This is a genomic window from Streptomyces tanashiensis, assembly GCF_014648895.1.
GTDB classification, from domain to species: Bacteria; Actinomycetota; Actinomycetes; order Streptomycetales; family Streptomycetaceae; genus Streptomyces; species Streptomyces tanashiensis.
This window is the reverse complement of sequence record NZ_BMRZ01000002.1, coordinates 318,930-336,189: the sequence shown is the minus strand read 5'-3', so window position 1 is coordinate 336,189 and position 17,260 is coordinate 318,930. Positions and strand designations below refer to the sequence as shown.

The window sequence follows — 17,260 nt, the reverse complement described above, 5'->3', positions numbered from 1 at the left end:
AGACCGAGACGACGGGCCCCTGTCCTTCCACGCGGAAGGACAGGGGCCCGTCGTCGAGCGGTTGCAGCCGGGGCCGCGACGGGGTCGCCTGATGCCGCCCTGCTCCGCTCAGTGCCGACAGGCGCCTTGACTGATCCGGTCGACGATGGCGGCGGCCTGCTCAGGGTGCTGTTCCAGCCAGTTGCCGAGGTGTTCCACCACGGCCTCTTCCACGCCGGCTTGAACCGTGGTGCCGCCTCCGAGCATGCCGCGGGTGGCGCCGGAGAACTCGGGGTGGTCCAGCTTCACCGACACGACGGCCGTCAGGCCCTGCCCGATCTGGTCGGCGCTCAGTGCGGGGGCGGCCTCCGCCAGGAGCCGGCTGCTCCGCGCGTACGAGTTGACCGCGGCCGCCACCCCGTCGCGGAAGCCCGCCACGTGCGTGCCGCCCTCGGGGGTGGGCTCGCTGTTGGCGTAGCCCCGTACCCGTTCCTCGTGGGAGCCGGACCATCGAAGGGCCACCTCGACCGTTCCGGCCATCCGCGGGTCGTCGCACTCGAAGCCGATGACATCCGGGTGGACGGGTGGGGCCGCCTCGGCGTCCAGGAGAGCGACGAGCTCCCGGGCCCCGCCCGGGAACCGGAACCGTACTGACCGGGGCCCGGCCTGGGGCCGTTCGTCGGTGAGCGAGATCGCCAGTCCGTGGTTCAGGAAGGCGAGTTCCCTGAAGCGCTCGGACAGGACGTCGAACGAGCACTCTGCCGTCCCGAAGATGTCCGTGTCCGGCCAGAAGGCGATCGTGGTCCCGCTTGCGTGCGTCTGCCCAGTGGCGGCCGGCGGGGCGAGCGCGACGCCGCGAGCGTACTCCTGGAACCAGAGAACTCCCTCGCGCCGCACCTCGGCCGTCAGGCGGCTCGACAGGGCGTTGGTGACGCAGGGCCCGATACCGAAGAGACTCATGGCCACGGCGTGGCGCCCGCAGGGCAATGTCCCGGGATACATACGGGTCAGGAACTCCTCGAGGCCGGGAGTGCCGTCGTCCCCGACGGCCTCGAGGGAGATGCCGGGTCCGTCGTCGGTGACACACACGCCGCCGTCGGGCGTGAGAGTGACGTCGACGGAGCTCGCTCGGCCGGCCAGGACTTCGTTCACCGCCCGTCCTGTGAGATCGAACACCATCTGATGCAGACCGCGTTCAGTGGTGGAGCCGACGTACATGCCGGGCCGTTTCCGCATGGCCTCGCACCCTTCCAGAACCTGGATGTGGCTGGCGTCGTACGGGTTCGTGGCGTCGCTCATGAGGTCCCCCTCCAGAAGGCGTCCAGCAGAACCATCAGCCTAGGGGGATCGCGGGAAAATGCCAGGTCAGAGCCCTTCTGGCGAAGCCGTGGACGTACAGCTGGGAGAGTGCCAGGAGTCGCGCGGCCCAGGGGTCGCGAGCCTTACCCGAAGGAAGTCTCCGGGCCCGTGCGGGCTGTGGATGCCCCTGATTCCGGCGCAGCTGAGGTCACTGATTTCCCGAGCGTCACACGCCTACAGGAATGCCGTGCCCGACTGCCTCATCCCAGAGCTGACGGGTGCGCGTCCTGGCTGTGTTCGCTCACCCCCGGTTCCGCAGAGCCAAGTTCGAGGCGTGGGACAATTGATCATGTCTGTAACCAACCCGTGGCTGGCCGGCCCGTCCCCGAAGAAGCGCCTCGATCGAGAGCATCTGGAAGAGCGCATACTCAACCTGCTGTCGTCGCAGAACATGTGCGTGATCGCGACGGCGGGTCCGGAGGGGCCGCTCGCGACGCCGGTGCGGTACTTCCACCTCGACTTCGCGGTGATGTTCAGCACGGCTCCCGCATCGCCGAAGATGAGGAACCTCTCTGCCGACCCGCGGGCATCGGTGGGGATCTTCGCTCCACTGGTCGGGCAGGCCAGCAGCCGAGGGGCCCAGATCTTCGGGCGAGCGCGCGTGCTGTCGGAGGAGGACGCGGACTTCGCGCACTACTGGCCGGCGTTCCGCTGGCAGTCCGACCATGTCGAGCGGTCGCGGTCTCTCGACGAACCTCCGTCCGGGCCTCTCGTCGTGGTCGAGGCAGAGCGGATCGTCTATACCGAGCACTGGCTACGGCGCGAGGGCTATGCGCCGCGGCAGTTCTGGACCAGGCCGGGTCAGTAGTCCGGCATGCCCTGACCGGCCGACGGGCCCCGGCGCTGATTCACCTGCTGTGATGCGTCGCGTCTCCTCAGCCTGAAGCGATCTGCTGGGCGCCCGTTCCTGGTTGCGGAGCGTTCGTGGCGCTGTCCGAGAGGCGGGTCGCCACTGCTTGGAGAAGCTGTTCCTCCCCGGTCGGCAACAAGACCTCGAGCTGTCGTCCGGCGACGTCACACACGATCATCGACTGCTCAGCGATGATTTCGAGTGTGGTGCCCGGAGCTCCGAGCTGGACCTTCGAGACGGTACCGTCGAGGGTCGAGAGGAAGGCCTCCTCTGCCCTCACCGTCAGGTGAGCCCGCTGCCGGCCTCCGCCAGAGTGACGGAATCGCGCGGCGCACTTGATGCGGACTGTTCGGCCACGGCTGAGAGCGCCGACGGTCTGCGACACGCGCCTCCTGCGCCATCGATTCCGTGTCCGGCGAAGGAGCGGCTCGGCGACGATCGCCACGAGCACGATGGCGGAGAGGGACTCCCACATGCGGCATCTCCTGCGACTCGGGCTTAGCCATGATCAAAAGGGTGCTCAGGCCGACTTGCCTCAGGCAACCTGCGCCCCAGGATGATCGCATGACGCGGTGACCGGTACGCGAGGCCGGTTGGAGCTCGCGCGGTCAAGATGTTGACCTCGTCCGGGCGGTGGGCCTCGGCCTAGGACTGCTGCTGGAACGATCGGAGCCGGTCGGCGGTGTCGTAGCTCGTGAGCCGCAGGCTCTGGATGTCCCGGATGAGATCGCGCCAGGGCTCGTACGAGGTGTCGACGCGGTGCCCGGAGGCTTCCAGGTAGGCGATGGCGACGCCGTATCCGTACAGCTCGTTGCGGGTGGGCAGCGGACGGAGCAGTACGCACTCCTGGAGGAAGACCGCGGCGCGCCAGAAGGCGTCCGGGTCGGCCTGGTCGAGGTGCGGGGTGTTCACGCGGTGGCGGGCGGCCATGCCGGCCAGGACCGAGTAGTCGCTGACCGTGAGGTCCCTGCGGAGGATGTCCTCCTGGCGGTCGAGAAGCCAGCGGGCGTCGACGAGAAGCCGCACGGGTCAGGCCGCCCGCTCGGTCGCGTGCTTGGCCGGCGGCAGCCCGCCGAAGTCGGCGTCGAAGCGGCCGGCGACACCGGGGGCGCCGATGGCGCGGCGGAAGGCGGCCGTGGCGGTGTCGAGGAGGTGCTCGCGCTCCTTCTCGTCGGCGACGCGCTCCAGGTAGTCCTTCACGGACAGCCCGGCGGCGTCGGCGAGGGCCTTGAAGCGGTCCCGCGTGGTCTCGTCGATCCTGACACTGGTGTCTGGCATACGGAAAGTATGCCGCAGAGTATGCAGCGGGGCCAGGGGTCGGACAAGGCGCAGGGAGACCACCCTGCCGGCGTGCCGGGAACCGCCGCTCGTCGCACCTCCCGCTCCCGCGAACCAGGTGCCGCAGACGTGCCCCGTCGACCGGGGTGTCCGGGAGCGAGCGTCACTGTCGGCGTTCGGCTCCTGTGAGACCGCGCAGTGTCCAGAGGCCGTACGCCGCCAACAGCGGCTTGAGCAGCGTCCATTCGCCGAGGCGGTAGTCATCGGCCCGGACCAGCCTGTCGGCGAGGTCGGGCCGCTGGCGCCGCAGGTACGCGCGGGCCTTGAGCGCGTGTGCCGGCTGGGACGTGATCGCGATGCGCTGTGCATCCTCGAGCAGCGGCACCACGTTGGTGATGTTCTCCCACGTTGTCCTGCTCTGGTCCTCGATGAGAATGCGGCCTTCGAAGTGCAGAGCAGACCGTGCGTACTCGGCCATCAGCCGCGCCTCGGCGGTGCCGCCGCCCACCGGCCCTCCGCTGAAGACGACCACGGTGTCGCTCCCGGCACCTGTACCGACGGAGCGGAGCCCGGCCCGGACCCGCCAGCGGTTGATGGGATTGATCGACTCGGACGGGTTGCGGCAGCCGAGCACGACCACGGCTCGGGAGCCCCCGCGGTCGGCCGTGACCAGGGTCCGGGACCAACGCCGGTTCAACCACTCGCCCCACACCAGAAGCGCGATTCCGGCGGCCGGCAATGTCCACGCTCGCATGGGAAGGGATCCTAGGTCCGAGCAACAGGGAACGTCTGCTGGACGCCGACGTCGACTCCCGCAGAGCGAGATTTCCGGCCAGCCCGGCCAGCCCGGCCAGCCCGGCCCACCCGGCCCACCCGGCCAGCCCGGCCAGCCCGGGGATCGCCCGGCTGTCCTGGCAGGCCTCAGGCCTTGGCGGTCGCGGCGTCGATGACCTCGTCCAGTACGTCACGGGAGCGGACGAGATCGAGGATCATGCGGTCGATGCGGTCGCGCTCGGCGGTCAGTTCCTCGACCAGTTCGCCGGTGGTGCGCTCGGTCGGGCCGCCGTCCGCGTCCCGCATGCACGGAAGCAGAAGCGCGATCTTCTTGCTGCCCAGACCCGCCGCGTAGAGCGCCTGGATGCGGATGACGCGGTCCACGGCCCATTCCCCGTAGGAGCGGTGGCCGCCGGGGGTGCGCTCGGAGAGCAGCAGGCCCTGCTGTTCGTAGTAGCGCAGGGAGCGCTCGCTCACCCCGGCGCGTCGTGCCAGTTCACCGATCCGCATCGTCCGCCCCGTCCCGTCCCGTCCCGCGATTCGCTCTTGAATCTGACACCGGTGTCAAGTTCTACGGTACCGGCATGACGAACAACGCAGGCGCATCCCGCCTCTTCGAAACCGCCGGCCTCGGCCCCCTCTCCCTCCCCAACCGACTGGTCATGGCCCCGCTGACACGCAACCGCGCCGCCGACGACGGGGTGCCCACACCGCTGATGGCCACGTACTACGCGCAGCGAGCCTCCGCCGGCCTGATCATCGCCGAGGCCACCACGCCGAACACCGTCGGCCAGACCTACGCCAACATCCCCGCGCTCCACACCTCCGACCACGTCGCCGGCTGGCGACGGGTCACCGACGCCGTACGGGAGGCCGGAGGGCGGATGTTCGTGCAGCTGCAGCACGGCGGGCGCGTCGGACACCCCGACACCAGCGGTCTCGTCCCCGTCGCCCCCTCACCCGTGGCGCTTCCCGAGGAGATCCACACCGCCGGCGGTCGCCGCGCGTCCGTCGTCCCCCGCGAGTTGACCGTCGAAGAGATCCGCTCGACCGTGGCCGACTTCGCCGCCGCCGCGCGACGGGCGGTCGACGCGGGCTTCGAGGGGGTCGAGGTGCACGCCGCCAACGGCTACCTGATCCACCAGTTCCTCGCGAAGAACACCAACCTGCGCACCGACACCTACGGCGGGACGGTCGCGCACCGGATCCGGTTCGCCGTCGAGGTGGTCCAGGCCGTCGCGGACGCGATCGGCCCCGAGCGGGTCGGGGTGCGCATCTCCCCGGGAGTCGGCGTCAACGGCATCGAGGAGGGCGACACCGACAGCATCTACCCGGCTCTCGTCGCCGCCCTGGCCGACCGGGGGCTCGCCTACCTGCACGTCGTGTTCGCCGACCCGGAGCAGCCGCTGTTCCAGGAGATCCGGAAGGCCTGGCCGGGCGCGCTGATCGCCAACCCCGTCCTCGGGTGGGGAGGACCCCTGCCCGCCGACGGCGGCCGGGAGGCCGGTGAACGGCTGCTCGCCGCCGGAGCCGACCTGATCTCCCTCGGCCGCGGCTTCCTGGCCAACCCGGATCTCGTCGAACGCCTGCGTCGCGGTGCGCCGCTCAATGCCGTACGGGACGAGTACCTGATGTACACGGGCGGGGAGACGGGCTACACCGACTACCCCACCCTGCGCGCGCCGGCGCTCGCCTCCGCCTGAGGGATTCAGGGGCGGTCGCTAGCGCACGGCCTGGCGGTCCACGCGGTAGCGGAGGTAGACGACCTTCGAGTTGAAGGTGCGGGTCTCGACGAGTTCGAGATCCACCCGGCGCTCGTGCCGGGGAAAGTACGGAGTGCCACCGCCGACCAGCACCGGGTAGAGCATGACCCGGTACTCGTCGATCAGCCCCAGCGCCGCCGCCTCGGCGGCGAGAGTCGCGCCGCCGATCGCGATGTCGCCGTCCCCCGGCTCGGCCCGCAGCCGCTCGATCTCCTCCGCCAGGCCGCCGGAGACCAGGCGGGCATGGCCCTGCACCTCCGACAGGGTGGTGGAGAACACCACCTTGGGGAGCGGATTCCAGAGCGAGATCCACTCGCGCTGGGAGTCGTCGAGCGACGGATCCTGGTCGGCCGTCTCCCAGTACAGCATCGTCTCGTACAGCCGTCGCCCCAACAGGTGGACGCCGACGTCCCGGATCTCGTCGATCCAGAAGCGGAACACCTCGTCGTCGGGCACGGTCCATTCGAAGGAGCCGTCCGGCCCGACGATGTAGCCGTCCAGTGAGACGTTCATCGCGTAGGTCACGTCGCGCATCAGGAGTCCTCCTCGGGAACGGGTCCGACCCTACGACGGCCGACGCCCGCCGAACCCACACGGCTCGCGGGATCGCCCAGATCCCTATCCAGGGCGAGGATCTCTCCGCCCAGGCTTCTGGTGGATACGTGCGGGCGATGCGGTGGAGCGAGACGCGGGGACGGCGCGTTCAGGGAACGATGAGGACCTTGCCCCGGATCCGGCCTGTCTCGCTGAGGTGATGGACGTCGGCGAGGTCGGTGAGGGGACGTGACTCGCTGATGTCGATGCCGAGTGCGTCCGCGTCGACGAGTTCCACGAGCGCCGCGAGGTGGGCGACGTCGTTGCGGGCGACCACGTGCATCGTGCTCACCCCCGTGCCCGCGGTCGGCTCGATCGGGGTCGCGATCGAGACGATCCTCCCTCCCGGCCGTACCAGAGGCGCCAGCGCTGCGGCGTCCGACGGGCTCAGCGGGACCAGATTGAGCAGGGTGTCCACCGGACCGTCCAGCGCGGCGTCCACCGGTCCGGCGGTGTAGTCGATCACTTGGTCCGCCCCCTGCCGCAGGACCGCCGCGGTGCTCCGCGGACTGGCCGTGGCGCTCACCTTCGCCCCCGCGCGCTGGGCGAGCTGCGTGACGAAGCCTCCGACTCCGCCACCCGCACCGTTGACCAGCACCCTTTGACCGGCGGCTACCTCGCCGTGCTCGAATACGGCCTGCCAGGCCGTCAGGCCGGCCACGGGAAGGGCCGCCGCGTGTGCCAGCGGGACGGACTTCGGTGCCGTGACCAGGAGTGCGGCGGGCGCCCGGACGTACTCGGCAGCCGCACCCCCGCCGTCGAGCCGCCCGATGACCCGGTCGCCGACCGCGAACCCCTCCGCCCCAGGGCCGACCTCGGTCACGGTGCCCGCGACGTCCCAGCAGAGGGTGTAGGGCAGGTCCACGGGGAGGAACGCGTGGAGCAGCCCGGCGCGCAGAGCGGCCTCGGTGGGATTGAACGAGGTCGCCGCGACGCGGAGAAGCACTTCACCGAAGGCGGGTCGCGGACGAGGAACGGAGTCGTAGCGGATCACGGAGGTGTCGCCGTACTCGTGGATGCGCGCGGTCTTCATCATCTTCGTCGTCATCGTCATGCCGCGAATCTACGAGCGCACATCGAGACGATCCATGTGTCAGGACCTCTCCTTCATGCGCATGCGTCTCGCTCCCCTACGCTCGGCTCATGGACCTACTCAGCGACGTGGTCGCGGTGACGCGGACCGGCCGGCCCCGGTCGGCACACGTGCGGTGGCATGCCCCGTGGGGACAGGAGTTCGCCGCCGTCCCCGGGTCGGCGGGCTTCCAAGTGATCCTGCAGGGTTCCTGCTGGCTGTCGTCCCCGCACACAGAGCCTGTCCGACTGAACGCGGGCGATGTGGTGTTCCTGCCCCGCGGCAGTGGGCACGTCCTGGCCGACAGCCCCGAAAGTCTGGTGACAGCCCCCGCGTGCGAGCCCGGTGACCACGAGCCGTACGACGCCTACGCCTCGGACAGCGTCGACCGGAGCGGGGACGGTGGTCCGGTCACCGTTGTGCTCTGCGGGGCCTATCAGCTCGACCCGTCCCGCACGCACCCCCTTCTCCTGACCCTCCCGGATCTCATCCACTTGCCGGAGCGATCGGATCGCCATCCGGAGTTGCGCGCAGCCGTGGCACTGCTCGCCGCCGAGCTGGAGAACCCACGGCTGGGAACGGACGCGGTCGTCCCCGCGCTCCTGGACACACTCCTCCTGTACATCCTGCGTATCTGGTTCAAGGCGCAGCCGGACCGAGGAGACGTCACCGGTTGGGCCGCCGCACTGAACGATCCGTCGGTCACGGCCGCCCTCCACGCCATCCACCGGGACCCGTCCGCTCCCTGGACGGTGGCGACGCTCGCCGCGGAAGCCGGGCTGTCCCGGGCACCTTTCGCCCGGCGCTTCGCCCTGCTGATCGGCCAGCCGCCGCTCGGCTACCTGACCTGGTGGCGGATGACCACGGCAGCGCGTCTGCTTCGAACATCCGACGCGCCGTTGAGAGCCGTCGCAGCGCAGGTGGGGTACACATCCGAGTTCGCTTTCGCCCACGCGTTCAAACGCGCGCACGGGACCGCCCCCGGGAAGTACCGGCGGACGGGCTGATCCGGAGGGGCGCTCGGGCTCGGGCCGGCGAGTATGGCCCACCTCCGTGTCCATCCCGGTGGCGTCCGTTCCGGGGCTTCCGGCAGGCCGCAGCATGAGGACCCCTTTCGTGGGTAGCCGCCAGGCAGTAGGTACCCGCACCGGCCGGTACCCGTCATCCGGGAGGCAGGCTCCATGGGCAAGCTGAAGGGCAAGGCCGAGCAGATCAAGGGCAAGACGAAGGAAGAGATCGGCTCGATGACCGACGACAAGAGCATGGAGATGAAGGGGAAGGCAGAGAAGGCCAAGGGACGCGTCGAGGAATCCTCGGCGGACGCCGCCTCTCGGATGCGGAGGATGGGAGAGAAGAAGAGGTGACCGGCAGGCGTCTGCGGGCACAGTGCGCACACTGTGCCCGCAGACGCCTGCCGGTCACCTCGTCCGATTCCGTGGAATACCGACGGCACGAGGCGTGCGAAGGGCCGGGGCGGGTAGGCGCCCGACAGGTTCCCTGTTGATCGACCGCACTGCACCGCGGTGTCCCGGTCGGTCCCCTCCCGGCGAAGGAGTCGTCATGCCCCGAGGATCCAGTCCCAAGCGGGAACGGCAGTACGAGCACATCAAGGAGAGCGCGGAAGAACGCGGCGAGAGCCCGAAGCGGGCGAAGGAGATCGCGGCACGGACCGTGAACAAGGAACGGGCCCGCGCGGGCGAGTCCAGGACGGCGAGCAAGAGCTCGACCCAGGACATGTCCTCGGGCAAGCGCGGTGGACAGCGCTCCCACAGCGGCGCGCAGGGACCCACGTACGACCAGCTCTACGCGGAGGCGCAGCGACGCAACCTGCACGGCCGTTCCTCCATGAACAAAGCCGAGCTCAAGCGCAAGCTCGGTCACTGAACACCAGGGAGGCCCGAATGAACAGGGCCGCGCTGTTCGACGTCGACGGCACGCTCGCCGACACCAACCACCTGCACGTCACGAGCTGGTGGGAGGCCTTCCGGCAGGCCGGACACGACGTCGCCATGCACGACATCCACCGCGCGATCGGCCTGCCGGGCGAGGACCTCCTCGCCCATCTGCTGGGCGAGGACCGCGACGCGGACGAGGACGGCGCACTGTCCGCCGCGCACGACACCCTCTACGGAACGTACTTCGACCGGCTGCCGCCGCTGGAATCGGCCGCGGACCTGCTCCGGGCGCTGGACGGGCGCGGATGGAGCGTGGTGCTCGTCACCTCCGCGCGGCAGACCGAACTCGACGCCCTGCTGCGGGCCATCGATGCCGACGAGGCCGTCACCGCAACGGCCAGCGCCGACGACGTCGAGCAGGGAAAACCCGCGCCCGATCCGGTGCACCACGCCCTCGGTCTCGCCGACGCACCCGCACGTGGATCCGTCTTCGTCGGCGACACGGTCTGGGACATGCGGGCCGGCAGCAGCGCCGGCGTCATCTGTGTGGGGCTCCTGTGCGGCGGCATACCCCGCGGCGACCTCGACGACGCCGGAGCCCGAGCGGTGTACCGGAACCCCGCCGACCTCCTCGCCCACCTCGACGCCAGTCCGTTCGGAGAGACCGGGCGCGGGGGCCGTCACTTCGCGAACTCGGATCGGAACACTGTGTGAGGATCGGCTCCGTGCGGCCACGCTCGCCGCTCAAGGCCGTCGAACGCTCCGGGGAGACCGCCGGGGAACAGGCCGCCCCCTCCCCGGCGTGGGATGCTCATGTGTATGGAAGGCGATTCCATACGTCCCGACTCCGGCGTCGGCACGGCCCCCGAGGTGCTGGCGCTGGCCAAGGTCGTGACGCGGCTCCGTGCCGAGGTCGCCGACCTTGAGGGTGTGGCCTCGGTGGCGGCCGTCGTGGAGAGGGCCAAGGGCGTGCTGATGGCCCAGGCCGGCGTTTCGGCGGACGCCGCGCACCAGCTGCTGCTCGACCGGGCGGAGCGGCGCCGGGGGACCCTTCTGGAGGAGTCCTGGATCATCCTGAGCCGGATCGGCTCGCGACCGACGCCGACAGTTCCACAGGGTGCGTCGTCCGAGTCGGTGGACCTGCTGGACTCCGCGTCGCTCCGTACGAGCCGCTCCGGCCCCGGTGACCGCCGGCCGGGCGCGCGCCGGGTGCTCCTGGCACGGCTGGCCAAGGGCCTCGCGAGCGTGCGTTCCGCGGACGACGTGGCGGAACTGCTACGGGCGGTGCTCGGCGACGAGGAGGACGTGGACGCCGTCATGATCTACCGGCTGGCACCCACCGGAAGCCTGGAGCTCGCAGGGGACGCCGGCATCGACGCGGCGCTGGCCGAGCAATGGAGCCACATCCCGCCGCTCAGTGGCGTGGCGGCGCTGGAGGCGTCCGCCACCCGCGAGGGAGTGTGGCTCGAAGACCTGGAGGCGGACGCGGTCGACTACCTGCTGATCGGTGATCCGCCCGAGCGATGGCCTTCGCGCGCCTGGCTCCCCGTACCGGGAAGCCCGCCGACGACGACGGTCGTGGGGTTCTTCCGCTCCCGGCCAGGCTCCTTCGACCCTTCCACCCGCACCCTGCTGCGGCGGGCGGTCAGGCTCTGCAGCGGCACCCTCCGGGAAGCCTGGGAGCCTCCCGGACCAGGTGCGGGCCTCGGGGACGTCGAGGCCGTTCAGACGATCTTCGACACCATGCCCGGGCCGATGGTCCTGCTCACCCCCCTGAGGTCGCAGGCGGGGGAGGTGGAGGACTACCGGATCGACGCAGCGGCGCCGGAGTCGGTCGATGTGGTCGGCCGACGCGGCCGGGAACTCGTCGGGCGGCGGGTCCTGGAGACGTACCCCACCGTGGCGGGCACCGCCCTGTGGGACGGGTACCGCGAGACGCTGGCCACCGGGACGGTCTACGAGAGCGAACCCTTCGCCTACGACGAAGTGACAGCGGGAGTCCCGCGGCAGTCGGTGTACTCGGTCCGGGTGTCCCGCCTGGGAGAGCGACTGGTGGTGTCCTGGATCCGACACGACACCAGCGAGCGCGAGGCCCGCAGGCTCGCCCAGTTGCAGCGTCTGGGCAACCTCGGATGGGTCGGCTGGAACCTGGTCACGGACGAGATCACCTGGTCCGACCACGTGTACGCCGTCTTCGACCGCGACCCCGAGCTGGGCCCCATACGGATGGAGGAACTGCCTGACCATCTGGTGGCGGAAGACGTGCCGAGGCTGGGTTCGGCCGTCCGACGGCTGCTGGGTGACGGCCGGGCTGTCGACGAGTCGTTCCGCGTCAACACGGCGAACGGGGTGCGCCACCTGCGGATCGTCGCGGAGGTGCGGACCGACGCGGACGGAGCCCCGGTCGAGGTCCACGGCTTCTTCCAGGACCTCACCGCCCTGCGCGACGCCGAACTGGCCCTGGTCGAGAGCGAACGCGCCGTCCTCGTCCAGCGCGGCATGCTCAAGGCCGAACGCGCCCTGGGAGCCCGGCTGCAGGACACGCTGCTTCCGGTCCCCGAGCAGTCGCTCGAACTCGCGGGCCTGTGTGTCGACGTCGCGTACGTCCCGGCCGACAGCGGGGTCAACGTCGGCGGCGACTGGTACTCCGCGATCGAACTGCCCGACCAGAGCGCCCTGTTCGTGGTCGGGGACGTCTCAGGCCACGGACTGGCCGCCGTCGGCACCATGGCTCAGCTGCGGTTCTACACGAAGGGCATGACCGTCACCGGTTCGGCGCTTCCCGACGTCCTCGGCAGGCTCAACGCCCTCCTGCTCCACACGGCGACGGATCGGGGCGGAGCCACCGCGACCATGGTCATGGGGCGCTACCAGCCCTGGGACCGACGCCTGGACTGGGTCCGCGCCGGGCATCTGCCGCCCCTGCTGATCCGCGGCGGTGAGGCGACCTTCCTGCCACAACCCGAGGGCTGCCTGCTGGGCGCCGCCTTCCATGCGACGTACGGGCAGGAAGCGATCGACCTGCTCCCCGGGGACCACCTGCTCTTCTACACGGACGGCCTCGTGGAGGAGCCGGGCGAGGACATCGAGCTGGGCCTCGAGCGGCTGGCAGGGAGCGCGGTGAAACTCCTGGGGGAGGCCGGCGGCGCCATGCTCGCCCGCACCCTCGCCGGGCTGCGGTCGGAGAACCGGGACGACATCTGCGTCCTGGACATCCACCTCCCTGACGATTCCTGATCGGCGCCGGCGCCGGATGCGGAACCGGACCGGAGCTCAAGCGCGAGCTCCGGCCCGGTGGTGGGATCAGGCCAGGCCGTCCCAGCCCCAGCGCGGGGTGGGGCCGGGCTCGCCGAGATCCGTACCCGGGGCCGAGGCCGAGACGTCCTTGGCGATCCGCGTGCCCCAGTCGAAGTACTCCACCACCCGGCGGCGCAGCAGCGCGTCGTCCGGCAGCTCCTTCTCCACGGCCGCCGTCATCAGCTCCATCCAGCGCAGTCGCTGTTCCTCGGTGATGCCGAGCCCGAGATGGGCACGGAGCAGGGCCTGATGCCCGCCGTGCTCCGCGGTGAAATCGGCCGGTCCCGAGAAGACCTCCGCCAGCCACACGGCCACGTGCTCCACATGGGTGGCGGTGAAGTCGGCGAAGACGGGCGCCAGGAGGGGGTCGGCCAGGACTCCCTCGTAGAACGTCTCGGAAAGGCGGCGCAGCGCGTCGGCGCCTCCCACGGCCTCGTACAGGGTGTTCGTGTGCTCGGCGCTCATGGAAGGCCTCCGTGATCCGTGATGTGGCCTCCCAGCTTTCCCTCAACAGGTCCCGAATCCAAGGATGTTCGCTCTGGGCGGCGTGGCCGGCGTGGCCGGTGCGAGAGCTCGGTCCAGGAGGCGGGCCGGACAGTGAGAGTCGTCAGGCGTACTCGGCGGCCTGCCCCGCCCGCGCCCGCTTGCGGAAGGCCGGGACCTCATCGCCCGGTTCGTACCCCAGCGCCGCCCGGTCGCTGTTGCGCAGGGCCGCGTCCGTGAGGTTGCCGGTGAGGATCAGGGCGGTGAACACGCCCTTGAGGGCGGCCCCTGTGGTGGTGAACCACGTGTCGAAGGCGGGTCGGTCTGTCGTACGAAGGTCTTCGTCGCGCTTGACGTCATGGGCGACTTGGTCGGTGATAGCGCCGGGGAGCGTCCCTTCGATGGTCCGCAGACCGGCGAGCGCGGCAGCCCAGCCCGTCGTCCCGCACAGGGCCATGGCATCTTTGGCTCGATTGGACAGAGCGCTGTAGTCGATGGAGTTCTGGTCCTGCCCCTGGTCGTTCAGCGGAGCGCCACGGGATGCTGTCTTGAAAGCGTCGTTGTTGCGGTCCCGGCCCGTCGTGCCGGCGTAATCCGACAGGACTTCCGCCTGTGCCTGCGCCTCCCACAACGCCTTGTAGGCGGGACTGCCCGTCGGCGCCTTGTTCGTCTGGAGCAGCTTGATCTGCTCGTCCAAGAGCTCCAGGAGGATGCGCGAGCACTTCTGCGTCAGGTCGTCGAGGGCGTTGAAGATGTGTTCGCCCTGCTTGTGTCCCTGGGTGACCCGCTGTATCGCGACCCGCGAGGAGCCGGTTGCGGGAGCCCGCTGGACATCCTGCCGTGCCGGCTCCGGAGCCCTGCCCGCCAGAGCCCGTGTCGCGCTCGCCTCCGCTTCGCGCTCGAAACGGTCGGAAGGATCGGAGACGCTCAGCCCGTCTCCGTGGTCGGTGCCGGAGACGGGACCCCGGCGCTGCTGGATGACGTGGGTGAGCTCGTGCGCGAGGGTGTGCCTGTCCCCGCCTCCTTCGCCGATGACGATGTGGTTGCCGGAGGTGTAGGCGCGGGCGCCGAGCGAGGCGGCGGACGCCCTGGCGGCGGCGTCGGTGTGGACGCGGACCTCGGAGAAGTCGGCGCCCAGGCGCGCCCCCATGTCCGCCTGGGTCGCCGGGTCCAGCGGCTTGCCGGAGGCGCGCAGCACGTCGGGGACGGCCGACCGCTGGACCGCGGGCGCCGGCTGGTCGGTGCGCTGGTGTCCGCAGCCGGGACCGTGGTGGTGCGCGTCCTGCGTCCAGGCGTGGTCGGCTTCACGGAGCATCTGGACGACGGCGGCGTTCCCTGCGGAGTTCTGCAGGGCGAGCAGCCCGGCCGCCGGGGTCGGAGGTGTGGGAGTGCGGGCCGGCGCCGGGCCGTGGGTCCGGGGGACCTTGTCGTGGTCGCGCAAGGGGAGGCCTCTCTGGGTGTGGGCATGCGGCCTTTCCGGTGTACCGAACGGAGCGGACTTCCCGCGAGGTACGGGAGGGCAGCGCGTCCGACCGGAAGGGCAGACCTGCGCGAGAGGCGGACCTCGCATGCGGGTCAGCGTCGTTAATCGGTCGTACTGAACGACCGTTCGGTAAATCCGGCACGTCGATGAGCAGGACGGCAGCCGCTGCGGCGCTGGAGCGCGACGGACGCGGACCCTCGCCGAACCGGTCCGGCGTCGGGCCTGACCTGCTGAACAAGCCTTCGATCACCGCCATGTGGAACTGAATGTCCGGATAGTGACAGCGAAGATGCGATCGCACTCCGTATCAGACACACTCCGAAGCGCAATCGAGGTGGTAGTTGAAAGGAAAACTCCTCCTCATCTCTTCGAATCGAAGGCAGGTCCCCGCTATGCTGCGCCGATCCACTGCGGTCTCCGCGTCCGCTCTCCTCTGTCTCGCCGGCACCGCCGGTATCGCGGAAGCCCGGACCGACAGCCTGTACGCGCCCTCCGCCGTCGTGCTGAGCATCGGCAAGGGCGCCGACGCGGGTTCGGCCACCGTCCTGCGCGCGGTCACGCTCAGCTGCGCCCCGACCGCCGGCGGAACGCACCCCGCCCCCGAGTACGCCTGCGCCGAGCTCAAGGCCACGTCTCCGGGGGGCACCTTCGAGGGGCTGCTGACGTCTCCGGCCCCGGACCGGATGTGCCCGCAGCACTTCGACCCCGTCACCATCAACGTGGACGGAGTGTGGGAAGGATCCCGCACCTCGTGGCAGTACACCTTCGCCAACGCCTGCACCATGGACGCCACTCTGAACGGCGGGGCGGCTTTCGCGTTCTGACCGGCGCGGGAGGACGTGGTGGCGCGACGCCGCTGCGAGGGGGAAGCGTCCGGTCTGCGGGGGCGGGCGACCCCCGCCCCCGCGACTGGTCCGCCGCGCTGGGCAGGGGTCGGCAGGGTCAGCCTGCCCAGCGTCCGGAGAAGAAGGTGACGGCGAGGACGACGGAGAGGGGCGCCGAGAGACAGAGCCAGGCGGCGAGCCACCGGGGCCTGCGCAGCGTCCAGGACGCGATCCCGATCCACAAGGGCCACCACAGGAGAGTGGCGCGGGGGATGGACATGTACCAGTACGAGGTGCCGAGCGCCCACAGACTCAGCACGATGTAGCAGGCCTCCGGCCAGCGCCGGGCGCGGACCAGAAGAGCCACCGTGACCACCCCGACGGCCATGGCGACCAGCTCCGCCTGCCACATGAGCGCGTACGGCGTGGTGTAGCCGTGCCCGAACGCGGCGTCCCACGTCGTCCCCCAGGCCTCCCACGGCGCGTGGAACTCGCGGTACCAGCCGCGTTCCTGGGCGTGCTTCCACGCCATCCAGTCACCGGTGCGCGCGTGCAGGTACCAGGAGTAGAGAAACGGCGGGAGCGCGGGCACGGCCAGCCACGGCAGGCCGCGCAGCGTGCCGCGCGCGCGGGCCGCCAGGGCGAAGTGGACGACGAGCGCGGCGACGAGGAAGAGGCCGCTGACACGCACGGTCGTGGCGCCGGCCGCGAGGAGCGCGGCGGCGCGCCAGTCCTGGCGACGGGCGGCGAGCCAGGCGGGGAGGGCGAGGGCGAGGAAGAGCGACTCGGTGTAGCCGACGGCGAGGAAGACGGCGCAGGGCGAGACGAGCAGCAGGAGCGCGGCGCGGCGGGCGTCGGCGGCGCGGGGCAGATGGAGGCGGGCTATGCGGGCGAGCGCCAGGACGGCGACGGCACCGGCGACGAGCGAGACGAGAAGGCCGGCCGCGGTCCATTCCGGTACGACGAGGTGCACGGCCCTCAGTACGAGCGGGAAGCCGGGGAAGAAGGCCTCCCGGTTGTCCCACTCCGCGGGCCGGGCGGCGGGGTCGTCGGGGAAGTAGCCGTCGCGGGCGATGTGCAGGTAGTGGCTCCAGTCCCACTGGCCGACCACCTCCGTGAACAGGCCGGGGGAGTGGGCCTCGGGACTGCGCGGGAACAGCCAGGCGGTGCAGTACGCGACGACGGCGAGCGCGACGCGCGTGAACAGGTAGAGCGTCAGGACGTCACGGTCGACCGCGTCGAGGCGCGGGAGACGACGCCACGCGGGCGGAGGGGCGGTTCCGTCCGACAGGGCGTTCGGCGAGGCGGGGGCGGGCGGGGTGTCCGGCGCGGTGGGCCGTACAGGGGTAGGCGGGGTGTCCGGCGCGGTGGGCCGTACAGGGGTAGGCGGGGTGTCCGGCGCGGAGGGCCGTACGGAGGTGGTCAGAGTGTCCGGTGGGGCCAGGGTGGTCAGGGTGTCCGGCGAGGCGAGGGCGGTCGGGGTGTCCGGCACGGTCGGCCGTGCGGGGGACGGAGTCGGGTTCGGCAGGGCCATGGAGAGCGTCCGGATTCTCGTGGAGGGCATGGCGGGGCGCGGGACGGCCCGTGGTGCGTGGCGGTCCCGGGGGCG

At 70.8% G+C, this 17,260-nt stretch carries 19 protein-coding genes; 8 read left to right on the top strand and 11 right to left on the bottom strand.

Translation table 11 applies throughout. The features are described from left to right. Positions 1–108 precede the first annotated feature (108 nt). Positions 109–1,278: a DNA topoisomerase subunit B gene (locus IE237_RS07075; protein WP_189800941.1), complete on the bottom strand. Its 1,170-nt coding sequence runs from the start codon at positions 1,276–1,278 to the stop codon at positions 109–111. Between the two features lie 349 nt (positions 1,279–1,627). Between IE237_RS07075 and IE237_RS07070 the strand changes: the two genes are divergently transcribed. Then, positions 1,628–2,146, top strand: coding sequence for a pyridoxamine 5'-phosphate oxidase family protein (locus IE237_RS07070; RefSeq protein ID WP_189800940.1), 519 nt, complete (start codon positions 1,628–1,630; stop codon positions 2,144–2,146). Between the two features lie 67 nt (positions 2,147–2,213). Here the strand turns inward: IE237_RS07070 and IE237_RS07065 are convergent, their stop codons facing one another. The 5 genes from IE237_RS07065 to IE237_RS07045 all read right to left on the bottom strand — a co-directional run bounded on the left by IE237_RS07065 (position 2,214) and on the right by IE237_RS07045 (position 4,750). After that, positions 2,214–2,663: a hypothetical protein gene (locus IE237_RS07065; protein WP_189800939.1), complete on the bottom strand. Its 450-nt coding sequence runs from the start codon at positions 2,661–2,663 to the stop codon at positions 2,214–2,216. A 170-nt stretch (positions 2,664–2,833) separates the two neighbouring features. Further along, positions 2,834–3,214 carry a toxin Doc gene (locus tag IE237_RS07060; RefSeq protein ID WP_189800938.1) on the bottom strand — a complete coding sequence of 127 codons (381 nt, stop codon included), beginning with the start codon at positions 3,212–3,214 and terminating at the stop codon, positions 2,834–2,836. A 3-nt stretch (positions 3,215–3,217) separates the two neighbouring features. Continuing rightward, a complete protein-coding gene (locus IE237_RS07055) occupies positions 3,218–3,466 on the bottom strand; it encodes an antitoxin MazE7 (RefSeq protein WP_189800937.1) in 249 nt (82 codons plus the stop codon). Between the two features lie 163 nt (positions 3,467–3,629). Continuing rightward, the gene (locus tag IE237_RS07050) at positions 3,630–4,220 is read right to left on the bottom strand and encodes a YdcF family protein (RefSeq protein WP_189800936.1); all 591 of its coding nucleotides are present in this window, start codon (positions 4,218–4,220) and stop codon (positions 3,630–3,632) included. Between the two features lie 167 nt (positions 4,221–4,387). Continuing rightward, positions 4,388–4,750, bottom strand: coding sequence for a MerR family transcriptional regulator (locus tag IE237_RS07045; protein ID WP_189800935.1), 363 nt, complete (start codon positions 4,748–4,750; stop codon positions 4,388–4,390). Between the two features lie 74 nt (positions 4,751–4,824). Between IE237_RS07045 and IE237_RS07040 the strand changes: the two genes are divergently transcribed. Then, complete coding sequence (locus tag IE237_RS07040; protein ID WP_189800934.1) at positions 4,825–5,943, top strand: alkene reductase; 1,119 nt, start codon at positions 4,825–4,827, stop codon at positions 5,941–5,943. 18 nt (positions 5,944–5,961) lie between these two features. Here IE237_RS07040 and IE237_RS07035 read toward each other — a convergent pair whose 3' ends face one another. Next, complete coding sequence (locus IE237_RS07035) at positions 5,962–6,537, bottom strand: dihydrofolate reductase family protein (RefSeq protein ID WP_189800933.1); 576 nt, start codon at positions 6,535–6,537, stop codon at positions 5,962–5,964. A gap of 169 nt (positions 6,538–6,706) precedes the next feature. After that, entirely contained in the window at positions 6,707–7,651 is a 945-nt protein-coding gene (locus IE237_RS07030) for an NADP-dependent oxidoreductase (RefSeq protein ID WP_229842387.1), read from the bottom strand. Between the two features lie 89 nt (positions 7,652–7,740). Here IE237_RS07030 and IE237_RS07025 point away from each other — a divergent pair, with 89 nt between their 5' ends. The 5 genes from IE237_RS07025 to IE237_RS07005 all read left to right on the top strand — a co-directional run bounded on the left by IE237_RS07025 (position 7,741) and on the right by IE237_RS07005 (position 12,801). After that, positions 7,741–8,676 carry an AraC family transcriptional regulator gene (locus tag IE237_RS07025; RefSeq protein WP_189800932.1) on the top strand — a complete coding sequence of 312 codons (936 nt, stop codon included), beginning with the start codon at positions 7,741–7,743 and terminating at the stop codon, positions 8,674–8,676. 174 nt (positions 8,677–8,850) lie between these two features. Continuing rightward, positions 8,851–9,033 (top strand): CsbD family protein, encoded by a 183-nt coding sequence (locus IE237_RS07020; RefSeq protein ID WP_189800931.1) that lies wholly within the window; start codon positions 8,851–8,853, stop codon positions 9,031–9,033. Positions 9,034–9,229: 196 nt separating this feature from the next. Then, positions 9,230–9,553 (top strand): plasmid stabilization protein, encoded by a 324-nt coding sequence (locus tag IE237_RS07015; protein ID WP_189800930.1) that lies wholly within the window; start codon positions 9,230–9,232, stop codon positions 9,551–9,553. 17 nt (positions 9,554–9,570) lie between these two features. Continuing rightward, a complete protein-coding gene (locus tag IE237_RS07010; RefSeq protein WP_189800929.1) occupies positions 9,571–10,278 on the top strand; it encodes an HAD family hydrolase in 708 nt (235 codons plus the stop codon). 105 nt (positions 10,279–10,383) lie between these two features. Next, entirely contained in the window at positions 10,384–12,801 is a 2,418-nt protein-coding gene (locus IE237_RS07005; RefSeq protein WP_189800928.1) for a SpoIIE family protein phosphatase, read from the top strand. Positions 12,802–12,867: 66 nt separating this feature from the next. Here IE237_RS07005 and IE237_RS07000 read toward each other — a convergent pair whose 3' ends face one another. Both IE237_RS07000 and IE237_RS06995 read right to left on the bottom strand, forming a co-directional pair. Then, on the bottom strand, positions 12,868–13,326 hold the full coding sequence (locus tag IE237_RS07000; RefSeq protein ID WP_189800927.1) for a group II truncated hemoglobin: 459 nt from the start codon (positions 13,324–13,326) through the stop codon (positions 12,868–12,870). A 142-nt stretch (positions 13,327–13,468) separates the two neighbouring features. Beyond that, complete coding sequence (locus IE237_RS06995; protein ID WP_229842385.1) at positions 13,469–14,785, bottom strand: eCIS core domain-containing protein; 1,317 nt, start codon at positions 14,783–14,785, stop codon at positions 13,469–13,471. Positions 14,786–15,219: 434 nt separating this feature from the next. Between IE237_RS06995 and IE237_RS06990 the strand changes: the two genes are divergently transcribed. After that, the gene (locus IE237_RS06990) at positions 15,220–15,651 is read left to right on the top strand and encodes a subtilase-type protease inhibitor (protein WP_189800925.1); all 432 of its coding nucleotides are present in this window, start codon (positions 15,220–15,222) and stop codon (positions 15,649–15,651) included. Positions 15,652–15,769: 118 nt separating this feature from the next. Here the strand turns inward: IE237_RS06990 and IE237_RS06985 are convergent, their stop codons facing one another. Further along, entirely contained in the window at positions 15,770–17,215 is a 1,446-nt protein-coding gene (locus tag IE237_RS06985) for a mannosyltransferase family protein (protein ID WP_229842382.1), read from the bottom strand. Positions 17,216–17,260 lie beyond the last annotated feature (45 nt).